The organism is Cohnella pontilimi (assembly GCF_005049045.1).
Taxonomy (GTDB): Bacteria; Bacillota; Bacilli; order Paenibacillales; family Paenibacillaceae; genus Cohnella; species Cohnella pontilimi.
On record NZ_SUPK01000013.1, the window covers coordinates 39,725 to 61,987 of the forward strand.

General features: G+C 54.8%; 26 protein-coding genes, 2 rRNA genes and 1 riboswitch. Of the genes, 2 read left to right on the forward strand and 26 right to left on the reverse strand.

What is annotated here, in order from left to right; all coding sequences use genetic code 11:
* Positions 1–47 precede the first annotated feature (47 nt).
* The 13 genes from glmU to E5161_RS20055 form a co-directional block, all read right to left on the reverse strand.
* The gene (glmU, locus tag E5161_RS19995; RefSeq protein ID WP_136779651.1) at positions 48–1,457 is read right to left on the reverse strand and encodes a bifunctional UDP-N-acetylglucosamine diphosphorylase/glucosamine-1-phosphate N-acetyltransferase GlmU; all 1,410 of its coding nucleotides are present in this window, start codon (positions 1,455–1,457) and stop codon (positions 48–50) included.
* 113 nt (positions 1,458–1,570) lie between these two features.
* Entirely contained in the window at positions 1,571–1,855 is a 285-nt protein-coding gene (gene spoVG, locus E5161_RS20000) for a septation regulator SpoVG (protein ID WP_035119511.1), read from the reverse strand.
* A 109-nt stretch (positions 1,856–1,964) separates the two neighbouring features.
* Positions 1,965–2,363 (reverse strand): RidA family protein, encoded by a 399-nt coding sequence (locus E5161_RS20005; protein ID WP_169306777.1) that lies wholly within the window; start codon positions 2,361–2,363, stop codon positions 1,965–1,967.
* 18 nt (positions 2,364–2,381) lie between these two features.
* Positions 2,382–3,209: a pur operon repressor gene (purR, locus tag E5161_RS20010; RefSeq protein WP_136779652.1), complete on the reverse strand. Its 828-nt coding sequence runs from the start codon at positions 3,207–3,209 to the stop codon at positions 2,382–2,384.
* Between the two features lie 91 nt (positions 3,210–3,300).
* Positions 3,301–4,161, reverse strand: coding sequence for a 4-(cytidine 5'-diphospho)-2-C-methyl-D-erythritol kinase (gene ispE, locus E5161_RS20015; RefSeq protein ID WP_136779653.1), 861 nt, complete (start codon positions 4,159–4,161; stop codon positions 3,301–3,303).
* A 121-nt stretch (positions 4,162–4,282) separates the two neighbouring features.
* Complete coding sequence (locus E5161_RS20020; RefSeq protein WP_136779654.1) at positions 4,283–4,465, reverse strand: protein sspF; 183 nt, start codon at positions 4,463–4,465, stop codon at positions 4,283–4,285.
* A 138-nt stretch (positions 4,466–4,603) separates the two neighbouring features.
* On the reverse strand, positions 4,604–4,876 hold the full coding sequence (gene veg, locus E5161_RS20025) for a biofilm formation stimulator Veg (RefSeq protein WP_123042679.1): 273 nt from the start codon (positions 4,874–4,876) through the stop codon (positions 4,604–4,606).
* Positions 4,877–5,025: 149 nt separating this feature from the next.
* A complete protein-coding gene (yabG, locus tag E5161_RS20030) occupies positions 5,026–5,898 on the reverse strand; it encodes a sporulation peptidase YabG (protein WP_136779655.1) in 873 nt (290 codons plus the stop codon).
* Between the two features lie 87 nt (positions 5,899–5,985).
* A complete protein-coding gene (gene rsmA / locus E5161_RS20035; RefSeq protein WP_136779656.1) occupies positions 5,986–6,900 on the reverse strand; it encodes a 16S rRNA (adenine(1518)-N(6)/adenine(1519)-N(6))-dimethyltransferase RsmA in 915 nt (304 codons plus the stop codon).
* A gap of 5 nt (positions 6,901–6,905) precedes the next feature.
* Positions 6,906–7,463, reverse strand: coding sequence for a ribonuclease M5 (gene rnmV / locus E5161_RS20040; RefSeq protein ID WP_136779657.1), 558 nt, complete (start codon positions 7,461–7,463; stop codon positions 6,906–6,908).
* A 175-nt stretch (positions 7,464–7,638) separates the two neighbouring features.
* On the reverse strand, positions 7,639–8,787 hold the full coding sequence (locus tag E5161_RS20045) for a resuscitation-promoting factor (protein ID WP_136779658.1): 1,149 nt from the start codon (positions 8,785–8,787) through the stop codon (positions 7,639–7,641).
* Positions 8,788–9,040: 253 nt separating this feature from the next.
* A riboswitch (cyclic di-AMP (ydaO/yuaA leader) is annotated at positions 9,041–9,234 on the reverse strand.
* Positions 9,235–9,426: 192 nt separating this feature from the next.
* Complete coding sequence (locus E5161_RS20050) at positions 9,427–10,197, reverse strand: TatD family hydrolase (RefSeq protein WP_136779659.1); 771 nt, start codon at positions 10,195–10,197, stop codon at positions 9,427–9,429.
* Between the two features lie 22 nt (positions 10,198–10,219).
* Complete coding sequence (locus E5161_RS20055; RefSeq protein WP_136779660.1) at positions 10,220–11,512, reverse strand: HD domain-containing protein; 1,293 nt, start codon at positions 11,510–11,512, stop codon at positions 10,220–10,222.
* Between the two features lie 317 nt (positions 11,513–11,829).
* Here E5161_RS20055 and E5161_RS20060 point away from each other — a divergent pair, with 317 nt between their 5' ends.
* Positions 11,830–12,084 (forward strand): AbrB/MazE/SpoVT family DNA-binding domain-containing protein, encoded by a 255-nt coding sequence (locus tag E5161_RS20060; protein ID WP_027086730.1) that lies wholly within the window; start codon positions 11,830–11,832, stop codon positions 12,082–12,084.
* Positions 12,085–12,202: 118 nt separating this feature from the next.
* Here the strand turns inward: E5161_RS20060 and rsmI are convergent, their stop codons facing one another.
* From rsmI to E5161_RS20115, 11 genes are all read right to left on the reverse strand, one after another.
* A complete protein-coding gene (gene rsmI, locus E5161_RS20065; RefSeq protein WP_136779661.1) occupies positions 12,203–13,150 on the reverse strand; it encodes a 16S rRNA (cytidine(1402)-2'-O)-methyltransferase in 948 nt (315 codons plus the stop codon).
* Positions 13,147–13,977: a tRNA1(Val) (adenine(37)-N6)-methyltransferase gene (locus tag E5161_RS20070; RefSeq protein ID WP_136779662.1), complete on the reverse strand. Its 831-nt coding sequence runs from the start codon at positions 13,975–13,977 to the stop codon at positions 13,147–13,149. Before E5161_RS20070 ends, rsmI begins: the two co-directional genes overlap by 4 nt.
* A gap of 163 nt (positions 13,978–14,140) precedes the next feature.
* The gene (gene yabA, locus E5161_RS20075; protein WP_425456550.1) at positions 14,141–14,503 is read right to left on the reverse strand and encodes a DNA replication initiation control protein YabA; all 363 of its coding nucleotides are present in this window, start codon (positions 14,501–14,503) and stop codon (positions 14,141–14,143) included.
* 41 nt (positions 14,504–14,544) lie between these two features.
* Positions 14,545–15,345: a PSP1 domain-containing protein gene (locus tag E5161_RS20080; RefSeq protein ID WP_136779664.1), complete on the reverse strand. Its 801-nt coding sequence runs from the start codon at positions 15,343–15,345 to the stop codon at positions 14,545–14,547.
* Positions 15,346–15,347: 2 nt separating this feature from the next.
* Positions 15,348–16,325: a DNA polymerase III subunit delta' gene (gene holB, locus E5161_RS20085; RefSeq protein ID WP_136779665.1), complete on the reverse strand. Its 978-nt coding sequence runs from the start codon at positions 16,323–16,325 to the stop codon at positions 15,348–15,350.
* A gap of 57 nt (positions 16,326–16,382) precedes the next feature.
* Positions 16,383–16,826 carry a YaaR family protein gene (locus tag E5161_RS20090; RefSeq protein ID WP_136779666.1) on the reverse strand — a complete coding sequence of 148 codons (444 nt, stop codon included), beginning with the start codon at positions 16,824–16,826 and terminating at the stop codon, positions 16,383–16,385.
* Between the two features lie 23 nt (positions 16,827–16,849).
* The gene (locus E5161_RS20095; protein WP_136779667.1) at positions 16,850–17,179 is read right to left on the reverse strand and encodes a cyclic-di-AMP receptor; all 330 of its coding nucleotides are present in this window, start codon (positions 17,177–17,179) and stop codon (positions 16,850–16,852) included.
* Positions 17,180–17,264: 85 nt separating this feature from the next.
* On the reverse strand, positions 17,265–17,900 hold the full coding sequence (gene tmk / locus E5161_RS20100) for a dTMP kinase (protein WP_136779668.1): 636 nt from the start codon (positions 17,898–17,900) through the stop codon (positions 17,265–17,267).
* Positions 17,901–17,917: 17 nt separating this feature from the next.
* Positions 17,918–19,378 carry a glycan biosynthesis hexose transferase WsfD gene (gene wsfD, locus E5161_RS20105; protein WP_136779669.1) on the reverse strand — a complete coding sequence of 487 codons (1,461 nt, stop codon included), beginning with the start codon at positions 19,376–19,378 and terminating at the stop codon, positions 17,918–17,920.
* Positions 19,379–19,388: 10 nt separating this feature from the next.
* Positions 19,389–20,858 carry an aminotransferase class I/II-fold pyridoxal phosphate-dependent enzyme gene (locus E5161_RS20110; RefSeq protein ID WP_136779670.1) on the reverse strand — a complete coding sequence of 490 codons (1,470 nt, stop codon included), beginning with the start codon at positions 20,856–20,858 and terminating at the stop codon, positions 19,389–19,391.
* Positions 20,859–20,976: 118 nt separating this feature from the next.
* Positions 20,977–21,162, reverse strand: a complete 186-nt coding sequence (locus E5161_RS20115; RefSeq protein WP_425456552.1) for a sigma factor G inhibitor Gin — start codon at positions 21,160–21,162, stop codon at positions 20,977–20,979.
* 146 nt (positions 21,163–21,308) lie between these two features.
* Here E5161_RS20115 and E5161_RS20120 point away from each other — a divergent pair, with 146 nt between their 5' ends.
* Positions 21,309–21,836: a transposase gene (locus E5161_RS20120; protein WP_136779672.1), complete on the forward strand. Its 528-nt coding sequence runs from the start codon at positions 21,309–21,311 to the stop codon at positions 21,834–21,836.
* Positions 21,837–21,893: 57 nt separating this feature from the next.
* Here E5161_RS20120 and rrf read toward each other — a convergent pair.
* Positions 21,894–22,010 (reverse strand): 5S ribosomal RNA (gene rrf, locus E5161_RS20125).
* 89 nt (positions 22,011–22,099) lie between these two features.
* Positions 22,100–22,263: ribosomal RNA gene (locus E5161_RS20130) — 23S ribosomal RNA — on the reverse strand; the annotation flags it as partial.

The window sequence follows — 22,263 nt, forward strand, 5'->3', positions numbered from 1 at the left end:
ATACCCGCTTTCCTGTCGTTCGAGCGGACGCTCTCCGACCCGTAATTTTACGCGTTGCCGTTCTCGTTGTTCTTCTCTTTCTTGCTGCGAGCGCGAGCCCGAATCTTGTCCGCGTATCCCGGCTTATTTTCCTGCCGCGGCCGGGCTATCGCCAGATCGTTATCGTTCACATTGTGCGTAATGGTAGAGCCCGCCACAATAAACGCGCCGCTTCCAATTTTGACCGGAGCGATCAGGTTGACGTTGCTGCCCACGAACACATTATCGCCGATCTCTGTCACAAATTTATTATACCCGTCGTAATTGGCCGTAATCGCGCCGCATCCTACGTTGACGCCCGATCCGACGACCGCGTCTCCCAGGTAGCTGAGGTGGGGCACTTTGCTGTTGTCGCCGACCGAAGCGTTTTTCAGCTCCACGAAATCGCCCACCTTGACATGCCGTCCGAGCTTTGTACCTGGACGCAAATACGCGAACGGTCCCACGATACATTCTTCGCCCAGCTCAGCGCCTTCGGCAACGGTTTGACGGATGGTCGTACCGGCGCCTACGATCGAGTCGGTCAAATCGGCAGCCGGCCCGACCACACAGTCGGAACCGATTGAGGTGCTGCCCCGAAGCGTCGTGCCGGGATATATGACGGTATCTTGTCCGATGGTGACACCGGTTTCGATATAGGTGGTTTCCGGATCGATCAGCGTCACTCCATTCGCCTGATGCTGCGCGTTAATCCGACGCCGCATCAGCTTCTCTGCCGCACTCATTGCGATCCGGTCGTTCACCCCGGTCGCTTCGTCCGGGTCTGCCAGCAGACAAGCGGCCACTCGGTCTCCTTGCCGTTTCAAGATTCCGATGACGTCCGGCAAATAATACTCTCCTTGCGCGTTATTATTGGTCACGCCGCGCAGCGCCTCAAACATTTTTCGGTTGTCGAAGCAGTAGGTGGCCGTATTGATCTCGGTAATGGCCGCTTCTTCCGGTGAACAGTCTTTATGTTCCACAACGCGAAGCACGCTGCCGTCCGGACCGCGGACGACGCGCCCGTAGCCGGTCGGATCCGCCAATTTGGCCGTTAAGACCGTAGCGGCCGCGCCTTCCCGCTCGTGAATGGAGAGAAGCTGCCGCAGCGTCTCCGCGGAAATGAGCGGCGTATCTCCGGCGATGACGACTGTAATCCCCTCCTCCGCTCCCAGCAGACTTTCGGCCTGTGCCACTGCATGGCCTGTACCGAGCTGCTCGGCTTGCAGCGCATATTCCACCGAATCGCCAAGTGTCTCCTGAACCGCTTCGGCGCCGTGGCCGACCACCACGACGACGCGATCGCATTCCGCTTTCCGCACCGCGTCGACCACATGGCCGACCATCGGCCTTCCGCATACAGGGTGAAGAACTTTATATAGTTTCGATTTCATTCGCTTGCCTTGTCCGGCCGCAAGCACAATCGCCATCTTCTTCATCGGATCGTCCTGCCTTCCGTTGCTTCGTCTTTCCTCTACAACAATTTAGTTTAGATGATTATTGCACAAATGAAAAGAGAGCCCAACCAGGCCCTCTTCCCGCGGCGGCTTTATTATGCCCCTTCAACCATTACTTCTTCGTCTTGAGCGGCGCGCTCGTATTCCGCCAGAACGGCGGCCTGGATTTTCTCCCGCGTACCGGAGGAGATAGGGTGAGCGATATCGCGGAATTCTCCGTCCGGAGTCCGCTTGCTCGGCATAGCCACGAACATACCATTGTTACCGTCGATCACGCGGATATCGTGAACGACGAATTCGTTGTCAATGGTTATCGAAGCAATCGCTTTCATACGACCCTCTGAATTGACGCGACGAAGTCTCACATCTGTAATTTGCATTTTGTGTTCACCACCTTTGTCTCTGAGAAGACTTGGTGTAATATTCCACAAAACAACGGCAAATCCTTCTTTAAACTGGTAAAAACGCTGGAAAACTAGAAATAATTTTTTAAATACTTCCAGTTTCGACAGTTATCGCCGCTATAAGCTCGATTTCGACAAATACATCCCTCGGAAGCCTTGCCACTTCTACGGTTGAACGGGCGGGTGTATGGTCTCCGAAGTGTGAAGCGTACACCGAATTGAACTCGGCAAATTGATTCATATCCTTCAAAAAAACAGTCGTTTTCACCACGTCTTTCAGACTCGCGCCTTCGGCGGCTAATACCGCTTTCAAATTATCTAACACTTGGTTCGTCTGCTCCGTAATTCCGCCTGCAACCAGCTCTCCCGCGGGGGTCAGCGGAATTTGGCCGGAGGTATACAACAAATTACCGACCCGCACCGCCTGTGCATAAGGGCCGATCGCGGCGGGAGCGGACGTTGTGGTTACGATTTTCAGGTTCATTTAGGCTGCCTCCTAAGTCTATGACTGAAAGTAATTGCCCGGTTGAACGGTAATGCGGCGGGTTCTCAGGTCCACTTCGGTTAAGCGGGCCAATGATACGTAGTCATGCAGCAAACGTTCCTCATATTCGACCTCTCCGGATTCGACCAATACGCCGACGCCGGCGACCTCCGCCCGGAATTCACGGAGCAGATCCACCATCCCTTGTATGGTTCCCCCGGCTTTCATGAAATCGTCGATGATGAGTACGCGCGATTCTTCCTTGAGAGCGCGTCTGGCGAGCGACATCGTCTGAATCCGCTTGCTTGAGCCTGAGACGTAATTGATGCTCACCGCGGAACCTTCCGTCACTTTATGATCGCGGCGGACGACGACCACCGGCAAGTTCAAAAATTGGGCGGTAGCGTAGGCGAGAGGAATACCTTTCGTCTCTACCGTCACGATCACATCGATGCGTGAGTCGGAGAAAGCGCTTGCGAACATGCGCCCGACTTCCTGCATCAGTCCGGGCTCGCCGATCAGATCCGTCATGTACAAGTAACCGCCCGGCAGCAACCGATCCGGCTCTTCCAGCTGACGGCATATCGCGTTGATTTGCTCCAGCGCCTGATCTTTGCGGCATTTGGGGGTGAACCGGACTCCGCCGGCGGCTCCGGCCAGCGTATGCAGTTCGCCGACGCCCTGCTCTTCGAAGACTTCTTTAATGATGGCTAAATCTTCGCTGATCGACGATTTGGCGGATTGGTATCTCTCCGCGAAAGCCGTAAGGGAAATTAACGTATGGGGACGGGCCAGCAAATATTGGGTCATTTCTACCAGACGCGCGCTGCGTTTCAGCTTCTTCACGCATTTCTCTCCCGTCAAAATCCGAATATTTTTACCGTCATCATAACGTTTTATACGGCTTTCGGCAACTGATGACCCCGTGAGCCCCGCTTTAAGTAAGCATTCTGACGACATACACCTCTTTGCAAAAACCCCGAAGCCCGTTGTAAATTCTGGCGAGTTTGGATTCTTTGGATACGAGGCCAAAAACGGTTGGCCCGCTTCCCGACATGAGCACGCCGTCCACGCCGAGCTTCACCATGCATTCTTTGATTTGGCGGACTTCCGGGTACCTGTTCAGGGTCACCGTTTCCAGCACGTTGCCGAGCGATGCGCACACATCGGCGAACGACTGGCCGCGGATGGCTTCCACCATTCTCGGAATCGACGGATGCCGGGTCAGCTCATTGGCCCTCAGCCTGCCGTATACGTCCGCCGTAGACACGTTAATCGGAGGTTTGGCCAGCACGACCCAGCAAGCCGGCGGTGACGCAATCGTCTCCAACCGTTCTCCACGACCGCGGGCGATTGCGGTGCCGCCGCGGACGCAGAACGGGACATCCGAACCGAGCTCGGCACCCAGCGATTCAAGCTCGGCCGTGGACAAACCTAATTGCCACAGCCGGTTCAACCCGCGAAGCGCGGCTGCCGCGTCGCTGCTGCCTCCCGCGAGACCGGCCGCCACCGGAATGCGCTTGTCCAAATGCAAATACACCCCGCGCGTTACGCCATACCGCTCCTTGATCAGCCGGGCTGCCTGGAACGCCAGGTTCTTCTCGTCCAGCGGAATGAAGCCCGCCTGGCTGGACAGTATGATTTGATCCCGGGGAAGCTCTTCCATCTCGAGCCGGTCGGCCAAATCCACCATGGTCATGATCATTTCCACTTCGTGGTAGCCGTCGTCCCGTTTGCGGATCACGTCCAGCAGCAAGTTGATCTTGGCTGGCGCCTTTTCATATATTTTCGTCGTCATCTCATCACCACTCGGAGAAAAAGCTTTACATATTATAACAAAGACCTTCAGCAAAAAGAAGAACGGGCTCCCGCCGAAGCGTGCGGCCCGTCCTTCTCTGTCCAATTCCGCTGGCGCCGGACTACGCTTGCGGCGGCTGTGTCATCGACCGCTGTGCAAGCTCGATCGCCCGCTTCACCAAGTTCCCGGCATCCTTGGCGCGAATACCGCCCCAGCCTTCGCGTTGGACGGTGTCATAGAACCCGAGGTCTTTGGCAAGCTCGGCCTTGAATTGCTCGGACATGACGCTTCTTCTCCGGCTCATCGGCTATGCCCTCCCTTCGAGGGGAATGCCGGTACGGCGTTCCCGCCTTTAGTTTGCCCGCGCAAAATCCGCGCCATGCAAAACGGGCAGCTTCGCTGCCGGTATGGCGCGCGAAACTGCCCGTGCATACAAATCTCGTCAATGCGAGTAGCTGATCCGGACCTGGCCTTCCTCGTTACACAGCATGACTTCGACGGATTCGGTCAGAATGTCGGCGTAGCTGTAGGAAACCCGCTTAAAAGCATGCTGCTCTTGGTCCAGCTTCACGATGAAAACCGATGGGTAGATTTCTTCCAATACGCCCGTGCGTTCGATGGTCTTGCGTCGTCCACCGTTGGCGCGGAGCATGATTTTGGAACCGACGTGAGGCTCCAGGCTTCGCTTAATTTCCAGAAGCGCATTTTTGGCCATGATCCACTACCACCTCTTTCCCTGTAAATTATAACTAAAAAGAGGTGTCTTGTCAAATGAGCGAAATATTATATCAGCCGCTCCAAATTTTTGTCAACGGTGAATTTCCTTGATTTTGACGGCTTTTTGGAAATCAGCCAAAACAACTGTCACACAATGTTCACATTTTGTGGCGATTTCTTCAAATTTGGAATTCCCACCCGGTATCTGCCCATCGTCTCAATGCCGCCGACACCCTCCATACCGCTAATCGTATGGGAGATCACATCCGACATGTTGATCGTTTCCCGGAAAGAGGTAAAGGCCGTGCGCACCGCAACATAAACAGGATCCAAGGCATGGATCATGATTCGCCCCGGAGAGCTTGCGAAGTTGGCCCCCGCATACAGCAAAGCTTCAAAATGGGACTGGCAAGCACCGGCGATCACCACGAGCGAGTCCCGATTGCGTTCGTATTCTCTGGCCACATGAACGGCATGCACGAAATTGAGCGAGTTTTTATAATTCCCCAGGTGCTGCCAGCCTTCTCTTTGTTTCAGCACACCATCGTGACCGGTGATGACCACGATGTCCGGCCGCACTTGCGGAAGAAGCCGGAGAAGAAGCTCCGGCATTTGCGATTCGTGACAATGTATGCCTTCGGCAGGCACTCGAAGCTGACCGTACACCTGCATGCTTTTTTTCAAGTAGTTCGCGTCCCCATCCACATGCAGCACTTTCCCCGGCAGCTCAAAATACGACTGGTTCCTTTCGGAGGTTACCGGGGAGGCGCCTGCACGTTCCGTCTGCCGGATGAGCTCCTCCCGCAAACGGCGGAGCGACTCGTTGGCTTGGATCCGGACCTGCTTGGTTTGGCCGAGCTCGTCCGGATTCCGCACCGTTTGAAGATCCGCGACAGGAGCGTCGGCCAGCAATCGATATTCCATCCCGCGAAGTACCGCTTCACGGCCTGCAAATGCTGCAATGCGAAACAACATGTCCCCGCCGTAGGATTTACGGATGACCAGGTCCCCCTGCTTCATAGGCAAATCACCTCTTCGTCTATCCTATGGGCAGGAGTACGCTACGGTGCGCGTCCCTTATGTTCGGCTTATCTTCTGCAATCGCGATCAACTGTTCATGCCGGCTGCCGCAAGCGCGGCGTCGATTCTCGCGAATTCTTCCAACGACAGCGTCTCGGCCCGGCGCTCCGGTTTCACTCCGCAGCTTTCCAGCAAAGCGGACAATTCGCCCTTCCGCTCTTTGCCGGACAACGACGAGAGATTGTTGGCCAACGTCTTGCGCCGCTGCGCGAATGCCGCGTGCACAACTTGAAAGAAGCGACCTTCATCGGGTACCGATACGGCCGGTTCGCTTCGTCTCGTGAGTCGGATCACCGCGGAATCGACGTTTGGCGCCGGCATGAAAGCGCCTGAGGGCACGGTACAGACCAGCTCCGGCGCGCAGTAATATTGAACGGCGATACTGAGGCTGCCATATTCCTTGCCGCCCGGTTTGGCCGCCATTCGTTCCGCGACTTCTTTTTGTACCATGACCACGATATTTTCCACCGGGAGCCGCTGCTCGAGCAGCTTCATGATGATCGGGGTCGTTACGTAGTAGGGCAGGTTCGCGACCACGCTCACTCCCGCACTTTCCGCAAACTGCTCTTCCCATAATCGGTGGAGATCTGTTTTCAGCACATCCGCATGGATGACGTTTACGTTGTCATAGGAGGAGAGTGCTTCCCGCAGGATCGGAATAAGGCGGTTATCGATTTCGAGTGCCACGACTTTGCCCGACGCCTGAGCAAGACGCTCGGTAAGCGCTCCGATGCCGGGACCGATTTCCAGTGCGCCGCGTGCCTTGTCGAGCCCAGCCGCCGCGATGATTTTATCCAGGATGTTGCTGTCGATGAGGAAATTTTGTCCGAGACTTTTTTTGAACGTGAATCCGTGTCTGCGAATAATATCTTTCGTTCGGCCGGCCGCCGCGATCGCCGGCTGTATGCCGCCCGGCTTGCCGTTCTCCTGAGGTGTTTTCATCTGATCTACAACCCTTCCCTCTCCAGCTGTTGAAGCGAGGCGGCAAATTCGGCCGGCGTAATGCGAAACATGATGCATCGCTTATAAAACTGCTTACCGTTCGCATAGCCGATGCCGAGCAGCTCGCCCATTCTTTCCCGCCGGCGAACGGCATTCGCGTGAACGATCAGCCCCGCGTCCAACAAATCGCTCCAGGCGATTTGGACGCCTTCCTCCCCGCAGCCGCTCTCCTCCGGACTTCGGACGGCGTTGAGCGCGCGGCGTATCGCCTCGTCGGACGCATGCTCGACGCCAATGCCGTCCCGCCCCCTCGCCTCGCCGCGCGTCAAAAAGGCATGCTTGGCGCCCGGAACCCGCTCCGCCACAATTTTGCGTATCCGTTCGCCCGGCGAATCCGGATCCGTGAAAATAATGACGCCCCGCCTGTCCTGCGCCAGCTCGATTCGTCTCAGTACATTTTCGTCGACCGCCGATCCCCCGGTTTCGATCGTGTCGGCGCCCACCGCTCTCCGTACGGCAGCCGTATCCTCTTTGCCTTCCACCACAATCATTTCTCGGATCATGCCTGTCCATTCCGCCTTTGCTTACTTTGTTTCAGCGTAAACAACTTTGGCTGCCGCAGCAAGTCAAGAAAAATTTACCAAAAAAACAGGTTCGCCTCCCCGATTGGAAAAGCGAACCTGTGGTAAAGTATGAGTACCATTGCCGCATTGGTACGTAGTTCTGCAACCTTTCGGCTCAGCTGGCCGTCGGTTTAACAGGACCAATCACATATACCGTATAACCCCGCTTCAAGCCGAAGCGGTCGGCGTACGCCTCACTGTCGTAATACACATCGATCTTTTTGCCTTTGATGGCACTGCCGGTATCTTCCGCACGGCGAAGGCCTATTCCTTCGATATACACCCACCAGCCCAGCGGAATGACCTTCGGATCGACCGCGATCGTGCGGCCTTCCTGGACTCTTGTGCCGGATCGGGTGATCCCGTATTCCGGATGCCCCTTGGATTTGCCTGTAGAGGCAACACCGGCCGAATAAGCGGTAAGCGTCACATTATTCAGCACATGCTTCACTTTGACGGTATTGCCGTTTAATTTCAGCACATTGCCTTCCGTCGAAGCGTTATAGGCCAACGTCGTCACTTTCGGCTTCTTCTTGGTACCGACCGCAACGACTTGCTGCACAGCCGGCTGAGCGACGGCCTGATTCAACACTTGCTGCCGAACCAGTTTACCGTTTTCATACACTTTGACGACTTTTTTGACAAGGACACCGGGTTTGCCCGCGGTGATCACTTTCTTCTTTCCGACCGCAAGGTCGGCGTCTTTCCGCTCGACAACCGCGAACCGGATCGGCTCCTTGGTCTCCGTGTTCTCGGTGCGCACCCGAATTACGCTCACTTTGATACCTTCCAGCAGTGGCGAGTCGAGCGCCGGTACGACACGGTCCTGAGCGCCTACCTGAACGCCGAACGCCTTGAGGGCGCTGCCCACGGTTTGCTCCGTTGTATATTTCACTTGTTGTGTGCCGTCCGCCTGGATGGAAATTTGCTTGGCCCGTTCGATCACGATGTGTCCTCTTTTATGTAGAGGGTCAGCCAGCGATAAAGACAAACGGTCATAGGGTCCGACATTAATGTTCTGCTCTTCCAAAAATCCGGATACGTCGGAACTCCGGGTTTGGTAGACGGCGAATTTTCCGTCGTCCACAACGGTGACGCTTTTCGCTGACGCACCGTTCAGCAGCGAAGTATACATAGTGATGACAGCAAAAGAGAGAATTGCGCCGATCAGGATCACACGCAAATGCTCATGCTTCCATTTCGCTGCGATAAGCTTGCCGGTCGGTCGTGGATCATGGGTTTCCCCTGCAGGAAAAATCCCCATTTTCTCGCTCCTCCTTCATAGCCCCGCCGTCGACTGTGATGCATGATGAGTCTGACGCGACTAATCTTTTTTGATAACGACACCAGCGCTCGGCGTTAGCGGCAAATTCGGCGCGAACGCGGTACCGCCCAGACCAGAAAACAGGCCTTAATGTCACTATTACCCCATTTTTGCACATTAAAAAAAGCCACCGACAGAGGGCCTGTTCGTGGCTTACCTTTTGAGCGCAAAAGGCAATAGAAAACACCAGGTTGACCTCTCTCTCATACGCTTGCGAGGTTAGCTGTCGGATTCGGGCAAAGAGAGTTGCCCTATTCGCCGTACGGCTTCATTGTGCCGCCTGCGCGAAATTCACCCCAAGATTGCTCGGACCGCTGCTGACGTCATCGACGCCCCTTGCGTTGGGTCCCCCGCTCTTCCTAACGGAAGATTCAGCGTTTCTGGAAAAGGAATGACATATGAAACTCTGTGTTAGATAATACCCATAACGCGCCGAACGTGTAAAGAAGGGTCAACAGGTGTAAATGCCCATTTTCGGCCGAAAACCCCGCTACTTTTGAACGAAATCGCCGTTATATCCGTTTTTTCAGCCTAAACGGGAAATTCGGCATCCAAAGATGTCCTTTTTTTTACGTCCGGTTAACGTAAAGATAAACAGCGGCGTGCATTTCGGCTGGTCAACTCGCAAATTTCTTCCACGGAAATATTTTTGATTTCGGCAGCCGATTCTGCGACCAAATTCACGTAGGCCGACTCGTTTCGTTTTCCACGATGCGGATGAGGAGCCAAATAAGGGCAATCCGTTTCCAGCAGCAAACGGTCATCCGGAACACGTGAAAGCACCTCTTTGGGCACGCGGGCGTTTTTGAAAGTAACCGGACCTCCGAACGAAATGTAAAACCCCATATCCAGACACATTTTCGCCGTTTCCCAACTGCCGGAGAAGCAGTGCATAATGCCGCCTACATCCCTTGCATCCTCCTCGCGAAGCAGTCGAACGACGTCTTCGTGGGCATCCCGGTTGTGAATGACGATCGGTTTGCGTACTTTGCGGGCGAGACGAATTTGTTCCCGGAACACCGCATGCTGCACTTCTTTCGGCGCGGTATCCCAATAATAGTCCAATCCGATTTCTCCGATGGCCACGACTTTCGGATGGCTGCACAGCTCCTCGATCCAGGCCAAGTCTTCCTCCATCTTCATATCGACCGCATCCGTAGGATGCCATCCGACGGCTGCGTAAATAAACGGGTACTTCTCGGCGAGCGCCATCGTCGTCGGAATCGTCTCCCGGTTAAATCCTATGTTTACGATCGTGTCCACTCCTGACGCTTGAGCGCGGTCAATGACGTCTTCGCGATCGCTGTCGAATTTGGGCGAGTCCAGGTGTGCATGGGTGTCGATCAGCATGTCGTAAGTTGTCTCCCTTCTATTATAAATACAGTAGTTTTCGAATGTCCGGAGAAAGCCTGTCCGCGTGCTCCTGCACAAGCTCCTCGGGATAATAGATGTGATATTTGCCTCTTTGCACTTTGGCGATCGAGCGGATAATTTCGGACTTCTCAGAAATCTCGGTCAATCGCTCTTTGTCATCGAGAAGCAGGATGGGCGGCTTTTCCGGTCCGCCTTGATCGCTGTCCGTATCATACACGTCATAAGGTAAATCGGTGGGGGTGTCCACTTCCAGATAATAATCCGGATCCAGGCCGATTTCGCGCCATTGCCGCCTGAATTCCGACAGCGTTGTTTCGTCACGATGCTCCATGGGGATATATTTATAGAGCTGCCGGTTCAGGAATCTTTTACATAAATCCGACAAAATCGGATCTTTCTCCCCCGTCCAGCGGCCAAAACTCGTTTGGACCATCGCTTCATCCAGCTCCAAATAATCCCCGACCGTCAACTCGCCATCGAACAGCCTGCGAAGCGGCGGCAGCAAAAATTCGAAACGGTAATCCGATCGGTACAAGATACGGGCTCTTTTGAAAATGGACCGAAGCACGATTTCGGAGCTTCTCGTCACGGGATGGAAGTAGACCTGCCAGTACATTTGATACCGGGACATCAAATAGGCCTCGACGGCGTGCATGCCCGTTTCTTTCACCACGATTTTTCCCTTATAGGGGCGAAGAACGCGCAGAATCCGGTCCAAGTCGAAGGTACCGTAATGTACCCCCGTAAAATAAGAATCCCGGAGCAGGTAATCCATCCGGTCCGCGTCCATTTGGCTGGACACGAGACTGACGACGATGGGCTGCCCGTAGGTTTTGCAGATGACGGAAGAAACCCGCTCCGGCAAGGACGGATCGGCTTCGCGCAGCACTCGGTTAATGCCGGTATCGCCGAGAAGGATTTCGCATGTCCATTTTTCGTGATGGGTGCCGAACACTTGCTCCAAGGAATGCGAAAACGGCCCATGGCCGACATCGTGCAGCAAAGCCGCGCACAAGCTGACCAGCCTTTCTTCCTGCGGCCAGTCGGGATACCCGTTGCGTTCGAACTGCGAAATGATTTTGCGCGTAATCTCGTATACACCCAGCGAATGAGAAAACCGGCTATGCTCCGCGCCATGGAAAGTCATGTACGAAGTACCAAGTTGGCGGATCCGGCGAAGCCTTTGAAACTCCGGCGTATCGATCAATTTCCAAATCGTCGGGTCTTGAATGAATACAGAATGATGCACCGGATCTTTAAACACTTTTTCTTCCGACAATCCGCGCAGCATGTGTCATCACCTCTCATTCGCTTTCATTCGACAAACTTCTATTTTATGTGTCGAAAATTGTCGTTAAGCTGTCTCCTAGTAAAGTCCGCCCTGCGAGGATGTGTCCATTCCGTGACTTCTCCTCTATTCATGGGGATAGACGAGTTCTTTCGCTTTGTCTCGGACTCTTTTTTGGTTGACTTTTTTGGGAAACGTTGGTACGATAAGTGGCGTGGAAAAACAAGAACTTTGTCGAATGCTGACGACACTGGACAAGCCTAAACCAGGTGAAACCAATGTTCGGTATTATTTTAACCTTCTGAGAGGGGTATTTCCAAATGATGAAATCTACAGGCATCGTACGTAAAGTTGACGAATTGGGCCGGGTGGTCATTCCGATCGAACTGCGCCGGACGCTCGGCATCGGAGAGAAAGACGCGCTTGAGATCTATGTGGACGGAGAGCGCATCATGCTCAAAAAATACGAACCGGCTTGCATTTTTTGCGGCAATGCAGAGAACGTGACGTATTTCAAAGGAAAAATTGTTTGCAGAGAATGTTTGAAGGATTTGCCTTCACCTGTGACAAATTAAAAGAAATCAGTTATAATAGAAACAACACTTACTAATTGTTAATTCTAACCTTTTTATAACTCCTTGCATCCTCCCGAGCGATTCACGCGGGAGGAACTTTTTTTATCTGGCGGGACGATCATGACTCAGGATTATCAGCCTCTCCTTGCTCCAATATCGCTTGATAAACATCGCGTCTGGAGATCCCTCGGTCTTTGGCGGCGAGTTTCATTGCCTCCTTGCGGTTGCCCCCGGATTGTTCGGCATAATGCCCGACATGCTGGGTGATCGTAAGCGGCGCCCACCAAGCGCCCGATTGTTCGCCGGATTCGACAGAGGGTTGTCCTCCCGCCCCCTTGCCTTCTATAATCAGGCAGCATTCCCCGATCGGCGGCTGTTCCTCCGCATACGCCAGACACGCACGAATCGTCCCGCGCCACACTTCTTCGTAACGTTTGGTCAATTCGCGGACTAGCGCCATTCTCCTGCCGCTCCATCGCTCCGCTAAATACGCAAGCGTCTTACGGATCCGGTGCGGAGACTCGTATAAGATTAAAGTACCCGGCTCGCTCTCCAGCCGGTCGAAAAAATCAGCGAGTCCTTTGCGGTCCCGCGGCGGAAAACCCGCGAACAGAAACCGGTCCGTCGGCAATCCGGAGATGATCAAAGCGGAGAGTGCTGCGTTGGCGCCCGGAATCGGCACCACCGGTATCCCGCGGGAGGCGGCTTCAGCAGCTAACTCCGCTCCGGGGTCGGAAATCGCGGGCATGCCTGCATCGCTCACCAGCGCAATGTGCTTTCCTTCCTCGAGCAAACGGATCAGCTCCGCTCCGCTTGCCTCCCGGTTGTGCTCGTGATAGCTGACGAGCCGGTTCTGGATTTCAAAATGCGTGAGCAGCTTGCGCGTTTGCCGGGTATCTTCCGCCGCGATTAAATCCGCTTCCTTCAGCGTCCGAATGGCCCGGAAGGTCATGTCCTCGAGATTGCCGATCGGTGTCGCCACCAAGTATAAAGTCCCCGGCCGTTCCCGGGAAGCGAAGCTGCGTTGAACCTGCGCCTCATCGCGGATGTTCTCTTCTTCGATCATGCCCGGCCCTCCTCATCCGACTGAAGTTTGGTATCCGTAAGCTCGGCTTTCCTTCCATAGAATACATCCAACAGCTCCTGCGTATAAGAACCGCTGTCCTCATATACGATGAGGGGAGGGAGCATCCGCACTTCCGGCTTGCCATACTTCGTCCCTTCAATCAACACCATGTTGGCCTCCGCCGCAGGCTTCGGGTGCACGAATCGAATGCGCTTCGGCTCGAGCCGGTAACGCCTCATCCCCACGATAATATCCGCCAGCCGTGTAGGCCGGTGAACCATCGACACCCGTCCGCCGGCGCGTACCGCTTTGGAACAGGCCGCGACCACATCCTCCAGCGTACAGCCCAACTCGTGTCTGGCCATCGCCAAATGCGGGTTCCCTTTATGCTCTCCGCTATGCATGGGCAAATAGGGCGGATTCACCGTCACCGCGTCGAATATCCCCTCCGTGCCGCTATGCTGCGGCACCCAGCTGCGCAGATCATCTTCATGGATCGTGATTTTATCCGATAAGCCATTAAGCGCCACACTTCTCCTTGCCATATCCGCAAGCCGCGGCTGGATTTCAACCGCTTCGATGCGTGCCTCGGTTCGAGTGGACAGCAGCAGTGGAATCACACCGTTGCCCGTGCACAAGTCGAGGATCCGCCCTTTGGGCGGCACTCCCGCAAACCGGGCGAGCAGCACCGCATCCAGCGAGAAGCTGAACACTTCCGGACTCTGAATGATTTGTAAATCCCGCGTCAGCAGATGATCCAGCCGCTCGCCGGATAGGAGGACGTCTTTTGCCTGCTCCTCCGTGTTAGTCGCCTTGCTGTCCGCCACCTATGCCCGCTCCTTTTTTTCCGACCGTTCGTCCTTTAACCTTCATGCCCATTAGCTTACTCGATTTCGGATTAAACCGCCACCCGACGGCTCTCTCCAACAAAAAAGCCGCCATTCCCGAAGGAATAGACGGCATGTTCTTCAAGCGTCGCGAATCTGTGCATTATTTGCTCAGGAAAGACAAACAGAACAAGCAATCGCCTTCCATACGCAGATGACCGTAATACACATTACAAATATGAAACCCTTCGTGATACAGGCGGGCCAGGTTATCGTAACCCTCCCCGATGCCCGGTACGGACGGCGGCTTTTCTTTGCGCAGGGCGGCCGGTTCTTCCGCCAATTCGCCGTTGCTGCCGGGATCGGTCTCCCGCTTCAATATTTTGCGAAGCTGTTGATTCTCGATCCGAAGACGCTGATTCTCTTCCAGCAATTCCTTGATCTTCAGCTTTAAATCACCGAGGTCGGAATGCATGGTGCCGATATTGGATTCCAGTTCGCTCACACGCAGGAAAATATCTTTCATGAACAACCTTCCACCTCAAGCCTCAAGTTGTAGGTTACCGGTCATTTGAGGACGACGTCGTCAAACGGCAGTTCTTTCACTTTGCCGAGGTCGAACAGTTGGACATGAACGGTTCGGCTGGCGGTATTCAGGCCGACCACTTTGCCGTCTCCCATCGAAGTCACCACATGGCGGCCCACCGCCGGCAGTTCTTCCTTCGTGCTTTCGTAGTTGTCATGCTCAAACTTCAAGCAGCACATCAAGCGGCCGCAAAGACCTGAAATCTTCGTAGGGTTGAGCGAAAGGTTCTGGTCTTTGGCCATCTTGATCGATACCGGCTCGAAGTCTCCCAGCCAGGTGGAACAGCACAGCACGCGGCCGCAAGGTCCGATTCCTCCGAGCATCTTCGCCTCGTCCCGGACGCCGATCTGGCGCAGTTCGATTCTTGTCCGAAACACGCCGGCCAGGTCCTTGACCAACTCTCGAAAATCTACGCGTCCTTCCGCCGTGAAGTAAAAAATGATCTTGTTGCGGTCAAACGTGTATTCGACGTCCACGAGCTTCATTTTCAGTCCGTGGTCCTTAATTTTCTGCAGTCCGACTTCAAAAGCGTTCTTCGCCGCACTGCGGTTTTCTTCCACCGCCCGGGCATCTATGTCACCCGCGACACGGATCACTTTCTTGAGCGGAAGTACGACATCCGATTCGCCGACCGTCTTCGGGCCGATGACGATTTTGCCGTATTCCACGCCGCGAGCCGTTTCCACGATGACATGCTGATCCTGGGTGACCGGATGCTCGGCGGGGTCGAAATAATAGATCTTGCCCGCTTTCTTAAAGCGGACGCCGACAACCTCGTACAAAGCTACCCCTCCCGCACGTTCACCAGAAATTGCTCCAGCGCTAACTGTGGAGCAACGTGTGCTTTGACGCGTCTCGCCGCCGAGAGCGCCGATTCCATAGCCGAGGTCCAAGCCTCTGTCGTCCGGGTCCAAGCGTGCTGTGAGATCCAGTCCGCTTGATCGGAAAATACCATCTGCTTGTGACGCCCGGTCACGGAGTAAATCATATCTCTATACCATAATGCCAACAATTGCAGCAGCGTATCGACATGCTCCGAGAGGTCCGTCTTGAAAATCTGCTGTTGTGCCGTAAGCAAACTTCCAGGAAACCGGGTCGGATTCTCTCTGCCTAATTGTATCACTACGTTTCGGATTTCTGCAAACCAATTCTCCTCTGTCAGAGCCCGTGCGGCAGCCAAGCCCGATGCCAGATTTACCGCCGCTCTGGCGAGTAGAGGAGGCTTTCCTTCCGCGATTAACGCTTCTTCCATCGCCGTCCGGTCTCCCGGTACGAAAGGGACAAGCTGCGTTCTCGATAAAATGGTTGGAAGAACCGACTGTGCCCCTGGCGCGATTAAGATCGCCACGACGGGAGAAGGCGGTTCCTCCAAAAATTTCAGCAAACTGTTGCCGGCTTGCACGGTCATCGACTCTACCGCTTCAATAATATAAACTTTATAGCCGGATCCGGCGCTGCGATAGGAAAGCTCTCGCTGCAGCTCCCGGATTTGTTCGATTTTGACGCTGGTCCCGTCCGGCGATACCACGTGCAAATCGGGATGATTCCCGTGGCTGACTTTGCGGCAAGCCAAACATTCACCGCAAGCGTCGTCTCCTCCGCGTTCGCACAGCAGCGCTTGGCCGAATGCCATCGCCATCTCGTGCCGGCCGGAGCCTCCCGGACCTGCAAACAAATAGGCGTGGGCGATTCTGCCGGAACGAAGCGCCTGCCGCAGCAGCGACTTGGCCCTTTCCTGGCCGGGAATCTCGCTTATCCGCATGTTGCGCACTCCTCTATAGGTCCACGACTGACATTAACGCCCCGGTATCAGTCGAAGTTAAAATACGAAATTAATGAGCAGGCCCCGGATCTCTCCGACCTTCTGCAGAAGATCCAGGCGTCCGGCCTCGGTTTGTAGCAGCTCCTCGCCCATGCCGAGCAGCAGCTCGTCCACTTCTTCGAGAAGCTTGTACCGCTTGCCGCGTCCGCGGCGGTCCCAGCCCTTCGTTTCCTTCAGGCCGATTCCGCGGCGGACGGTATCTTCGAGAAAGCCTTTGACCATATGACGGTACAGCTTTAACTCGCGGACGGTCATGGACCGGCTCAGCCGGTCCCCCTGCTGGCGGATATCCTCCAGCTTGCGCTGAAGTTCTTCCTGCGTTCTCTCTTCTTCCTGCTGCTGCATCATATCCGAGAAGCTTTGCGACGATGCAGGCCGGGCGGTCGTATCGCCTCTCTGCAAGGTCTTGTTGATCGGGTAAAACCCCGGCTGAATTTTCAAGGCCGTTCACCGCCCGGTCTCTGTTAGAAATGTTCGAAGCGTTCCACGGGAAGCACGAATACGGCGGCACCGCCGACCTGCACTTCGACCGGAAAAGGAATGTACGAATCGGCTGCGCCGCTCACCGGAGACACCGGTGTCACGAGCTGATCCCTTACTTTACAGTTGGCTCGAATAACATCAAGAGCATGTTGGACCCGGTCGTCCTCGATCCCGATCAGGAACGTGGTGTTGCCGGCACGCAGGAAGCCGCCGGTGCTGGCGAGTTTCGTCGCGCGAAATCCTTCCTTGATCAGCGCGTTCGACAACCGGCTGCTGTCTTTGTCCTGTATAACCGCAATGAGCATTTTCATCGCAATGGCCCTCCTTGAAATAAAGTCAGGGTCGGTATCTCTCACTCTAATTAAAATTGGACACGCCTATCCGAAAATCCTTTTTTTATCTGCTTTCCAGCCTTGCCGACACGAGCTTCCAGACTTGTTCTTTCAACGGCCCGGGGTCCCCGGAGGCATCCAGCATGACGATCCTTTCCGGAAACATGGCGGCTACTTGGCGATAGCCTTCCCGTACACGTGTGTGAAAGTCCAGTCCTTCGAGATCCAGCCGGTCCGGCTGCCGCCTGCCGCTCGCTTCGATGCGGGACAAACCGATTTGGGGATCCAAATCGAGATACAAGGTAAGGTCCGGCATCCTTCCTTCCGTGGCAAAACGGTTGATCTCCCATACCGAGTCGATTCCGAGTCCGCGCGCGTAGCCTTGATAGACCAGGCTGCTGTCGACAAACCGATCGCAGACAACGACGGCTCCTCTCGCGAGCGCCGGCAGCACTTTCTCGGCTAAATGCTGTCTGCGGGAAGCGGCGTACAAGAGCGCTTCGGTCAACGGATCCATCGCCGTGTTGTCGACATGTAAAATCACTTCCCGGATCGCTTCGGCGATCGGACTTCCCCCAGGCTCGCGCGTGACGACGACTTCCCGGCCGTTCCTTTCCAGTCTATCCATCAAAGAGCGGATGAGTGTCGTTTTTCCTGAACCGTCTCCGCCTTCGAACGTAATAAATGTGCCGCCTGCCACTTGGTTGCTCCTTTCGACTATGAAGCCCTGATGCTTGGGGTCCAACGGGCAATACCGTAGGCAAGGCCCGTCAGTGCGCTTACTACCATCATATCAAAGCACACGTTAAACATAAACAAATGCTTGCCGAGATCGGCCTCCCCGTCTCCTATGATCGGTACCACGGCTGCGAATGCGCCCGCAATTCCAACCGCCGCATACGCCTCCAGAGCGATTCGGGTGCGAATGGATCGGGTCCGCCGCCAACATACCGCAAGCACAATAAAATAAATAAAATAAAACCCCAGATACCAGCCCAGCGTATGCGGCATCCTGTGAACCTTCCACTCGCTCCAGCCGCTGAAGGTGAGATTGATGGCACCGCGGGGCTTGCCTGCTGATTGATCGTAATTACCCAGGTAATAAGGCCGAATAAACATGCCGTTCGCCGCGGCTTTTTCCAGCTTTTCGACGAAACGTGCCGGATGCTTCAGGTAATACAAAGCAATATCTCGATGACCGAGCCGGCTTAACACTTCTTCGCGCAGCATGGTGTCGTTCTGGGGAATGACCGTGTTTTTTTGAAAATAGTTCGTTCCCGCCAGCCCCGCGTATTTTTCCGGAATCCCAAGTTCCTTCATATCTTTGGACAAGTCGTGAGAATCTTTGAGAACGCCATAAAAGATCGACTGGTATAGATTGATATGTTTGAGACCGCTTGGGGCCGCCACAATCATCAGGACGGAACACAGCAGCAGTGCGCCGATTCCCGACAGTACCTGCCGATGCCAACGGCGGTCAGCACGAAGCGCCATCATTCGCCAGGCCAGAAGCGCAAAAGCAAAGCCGAGCGGCCCATACTGAATTTTGGAGGTGGTTACGGCGAGAGCCGACAAAATGAACAAAGCCAGCAGCTTGCCGGACGGCTCGTCCTTCGAGGTCAGCGCAACAGCAGAGCCGATGGCCAGCAGCATGCCGATGAGCGCATACGGTTCTCCGAAAAAGGATTGAAAATAGGCCAAATAGGCCATGTCTCCGAAAACGAACAAAGCGGAAACCGCCGCCGTAACCGCCACGAAACCCGTCGTGATCTTCCTGTTCGACACGTTCGGCACATGTCGAATGAAGAGGTAAAGGGCCGACGACCAAAGCAGCGTGTACATGACACCCAGCCAGCGAATATCGAAAACATGGCTGTTGAAGATCCGGGCGATCCAACCGGTCACCGCAAGAAGCAGCACTTGCGTGGTGACGTAACCGGCGCCCCAATATCCGCCGTAAGTATAATACTGGTGGGCGTAGCCGAAATAACGATCGCTATACGACTCGTTCGGGTCCAAATATTGAAACCCGGTAATTCTCATCAGACGTCCGAAATCGCCGTTGTCCGCTACGCCTTTGATCGGGGGGATCATCAGCAGATAAACCGCCAATCCGGCTGCAAGGATTACCGTGATCCAAGCGATGACGGCGCGTATGTCTTTGAATTTGTGAAACATATCGGTCTCCTTATTTCTGAAGTACGCGTATGAAGCCGAGTGCCGGGTCTTCCGGTCCTTGAATGGAAGCGGCTTGATCTCTCCAACTGCGAATCCTGGATAAAGCAGCTTCCGTAATGGGCTCGCCGGGGAACAGCTCCGGAATGCCGGGCGGGTAAGGAACGACCCACTCGCCTGCCGTCCGGCCGACGGATTCATCCAAACGAACCCGAGCGGTCGGCGGGAGGCTGCGCCGGAAAACTACCGGTTCGGAAATCGCGTATGCTGTCTCGGACAGGTGGAGGTCCGGAAAGGGCGCCTTCGTTTCGGAGTGGCCGGTTTCCGCGTATGTTTCAGTCATTTCCATTAAAGCTCGAATGAGAGCTCGTCCATCCTCCGGCCTGGAACCGGCGCCGAACGCCAGCACGGCGTAACGGGTATCGGCCATCTCCGCTACACATCCGCGGCTTGCCAACTCCTCCCGGATACGGAATCCGCTCCATTGTCCGGACGGATCATAGAGAACCAGCTTCAACGGGTCTTGCGTTACTTCTATAGGGGTGGCACCTATGTTGCCGAGTGCACGGAAAGCCGTATCCGGCAGGTTGTCTCGAACATATTTGACCGCCTCGAGAGCGGGCTCGAACGCAGCGGAACCTTGCATATGTACTTGCCTTCGGGCTAAATCGAGAGAAGCGAGAATCGGAAACGACGGGCTGGAGCTTTGCACCATTCGGAGTGCTGCCCGGATCGGCTCACGGTCGACAAGGCTTCCTTGGAAGTGCAGCATCGCGCCCATCGTCATGGCCGTCAACATTTTATGAGCGGACTGCACGACAACGTCCGCACCCGATTGCAGCGCAGAACAAGGAAAAGAAGGATGGAGTCCGAAATGGGGACCATGCGCTTCGTCGACCAAAACTGGAATGCCGGCGCCGTGACATAGACGTACAATGGTTCGGATTTCTGCGCTGCGCCCATAATAATTCGGAGTGGACAATAGGAGTCCTCTGGCTTCCGGATAGCGGGCGACGGCCTCCTCGACCGCCGCGATGTCCGGAATCAAGGCGAGTCCGGTATGCGGTTCAATTTTCGGCTGTAAAAAGACGGCTTTTATTCCCGCGATCATCAGTCCATGAACGATGGAGCGGTGGACGTTGCGCTGGACGATGAGTAAATCCCCCGGACTGGAGACCCCGAGAATCATCGCCAAATTGCCTGCGGTGCTTCCTCCGATCAGGAAGCGTGTCTCTTCCGCTCCGAAGCATTGCGCGGCCAGCCGTTCGGCTTCTATAATCGCTCCGTAGGAATGATGCAAGTCGTCGGTGTCCGGCAGCTCTGTGACATCGAGAGGCAGGAGCGCCTCGTAGCGATGGTCCGCTTGTGGATGCTGCCATGTCGAACGCTGTTTATGTCCGGGAACATGAAAAGGCGCCGTCCCGAGTCCGGCATGCGTTTCCAGCATTTCGTACAGGGGTGCGCGTTGCGGCTCTAGCGACATGCTCCGGCTCCTTTCAAGAAGGTCATTCCTTCATTTTACCAATTGTCCTTCCGTTGACCAAGCTTCCGGCCAAACAAAAACGTCAGAACCGTTGGGGGTTCTGACGTTAGCCGGCACGTCAAACGTGAAAACGGACCCAAAGCTGCCGGAGCTGGCGGATGAAAAACGGGTATTTCTCGTCTTTGGTCGTCGTTTGGACAATCTCCGATTCGCAAGAGGAACAAATAAATTCCGTAACGACGGTAATCCCTTCTTCCTTGGTCTGGCCGCATACGATGCAGGTCTTGTATTCGAGCGTTTCCAATGCCTCCATCCCCTGCTTTCTTTTCTATTTGCGTTTCAGTATGTCCAGATTCTATGAAAATATACGAAAATCATAGAACAAGGCTTAACTATGCGGAAAGTCTGCCCGATTATAAAGAACAGAAGCATTTGTGGGGAGGCGTGGTTATGAGCCGGGCAGTGTCGGCCAGCGATCCGACGATCTATCATTATAAGCTGATCCGTAAAATAACGCTCCGTCCGGAGAGCAAATACAGCTATATGGCGACAGCGCTGATCGGCGCCTCTGCTTTAGTCGTTGTTTATGGATGGATGGGGCTGTTGGCCGCGGTGATTTCTATTTTTGCCATGCTCGGCGTTCATGGTGTGGTGTTAAAGTTGACGGTTCGCAGAATAGAAGAACCCTGGGAGAAAAGGTTCGCCTTTCGGAGAGATTGGCCGTGGATCGGCCCGTTGCCCGTGATGGATACGAACTTGGCCCTATTCCGCCGGCTGCACTTTCATTTGTTTTTGGTTGGCTGCTGTGTACCGGCCCTGTTTTATCCCTGGGCGGGATCCTCATGGGTGATCGCTCTTCTGTACTGGCATTTCTGGATGCTTGCTCCCCGACTGACGCTGCTGTGGCGCATCCGGCGGGAAAGAGGCGACGGAGTCATCCGCATGGATCCGAAAGAGGTATTATACTATCATCGTTAAAGTATTAGAAAATAAAACAGAAGGAGCCACATGACGTGGCTCCTTCTGTTTGTGTCGGCCTGGCGGCGTCCTACTCTCCCAGGACCCTGCGGTCCAAGTACCATCGGCGCTGGAGGGCTTAACGGTCGTGTTCGGGATGGGTACGCGTGGAACCCCTCCGCCATCACTACCAGACCAACTAACGCAAGGCTTGCGCCTTGAAAACCGGATGCGAAACGAAACATTTGCTGATATAAACATCATCGTATTACCTGTGTGCTTATTAGGATAAGCCCTCGACCGATTAGTACTCGTCAGCTGCACGCGTTGCCGCGCTTCCACCCCGAGCCTATCAACCTGGTGTTCTTCCAGGGGTCTTACTAAATTGGGAAATCTCATCTTGAGGCGGGCTTCGCGCTTAGATGCTTTCAGCGCTTATCCCTCCCGC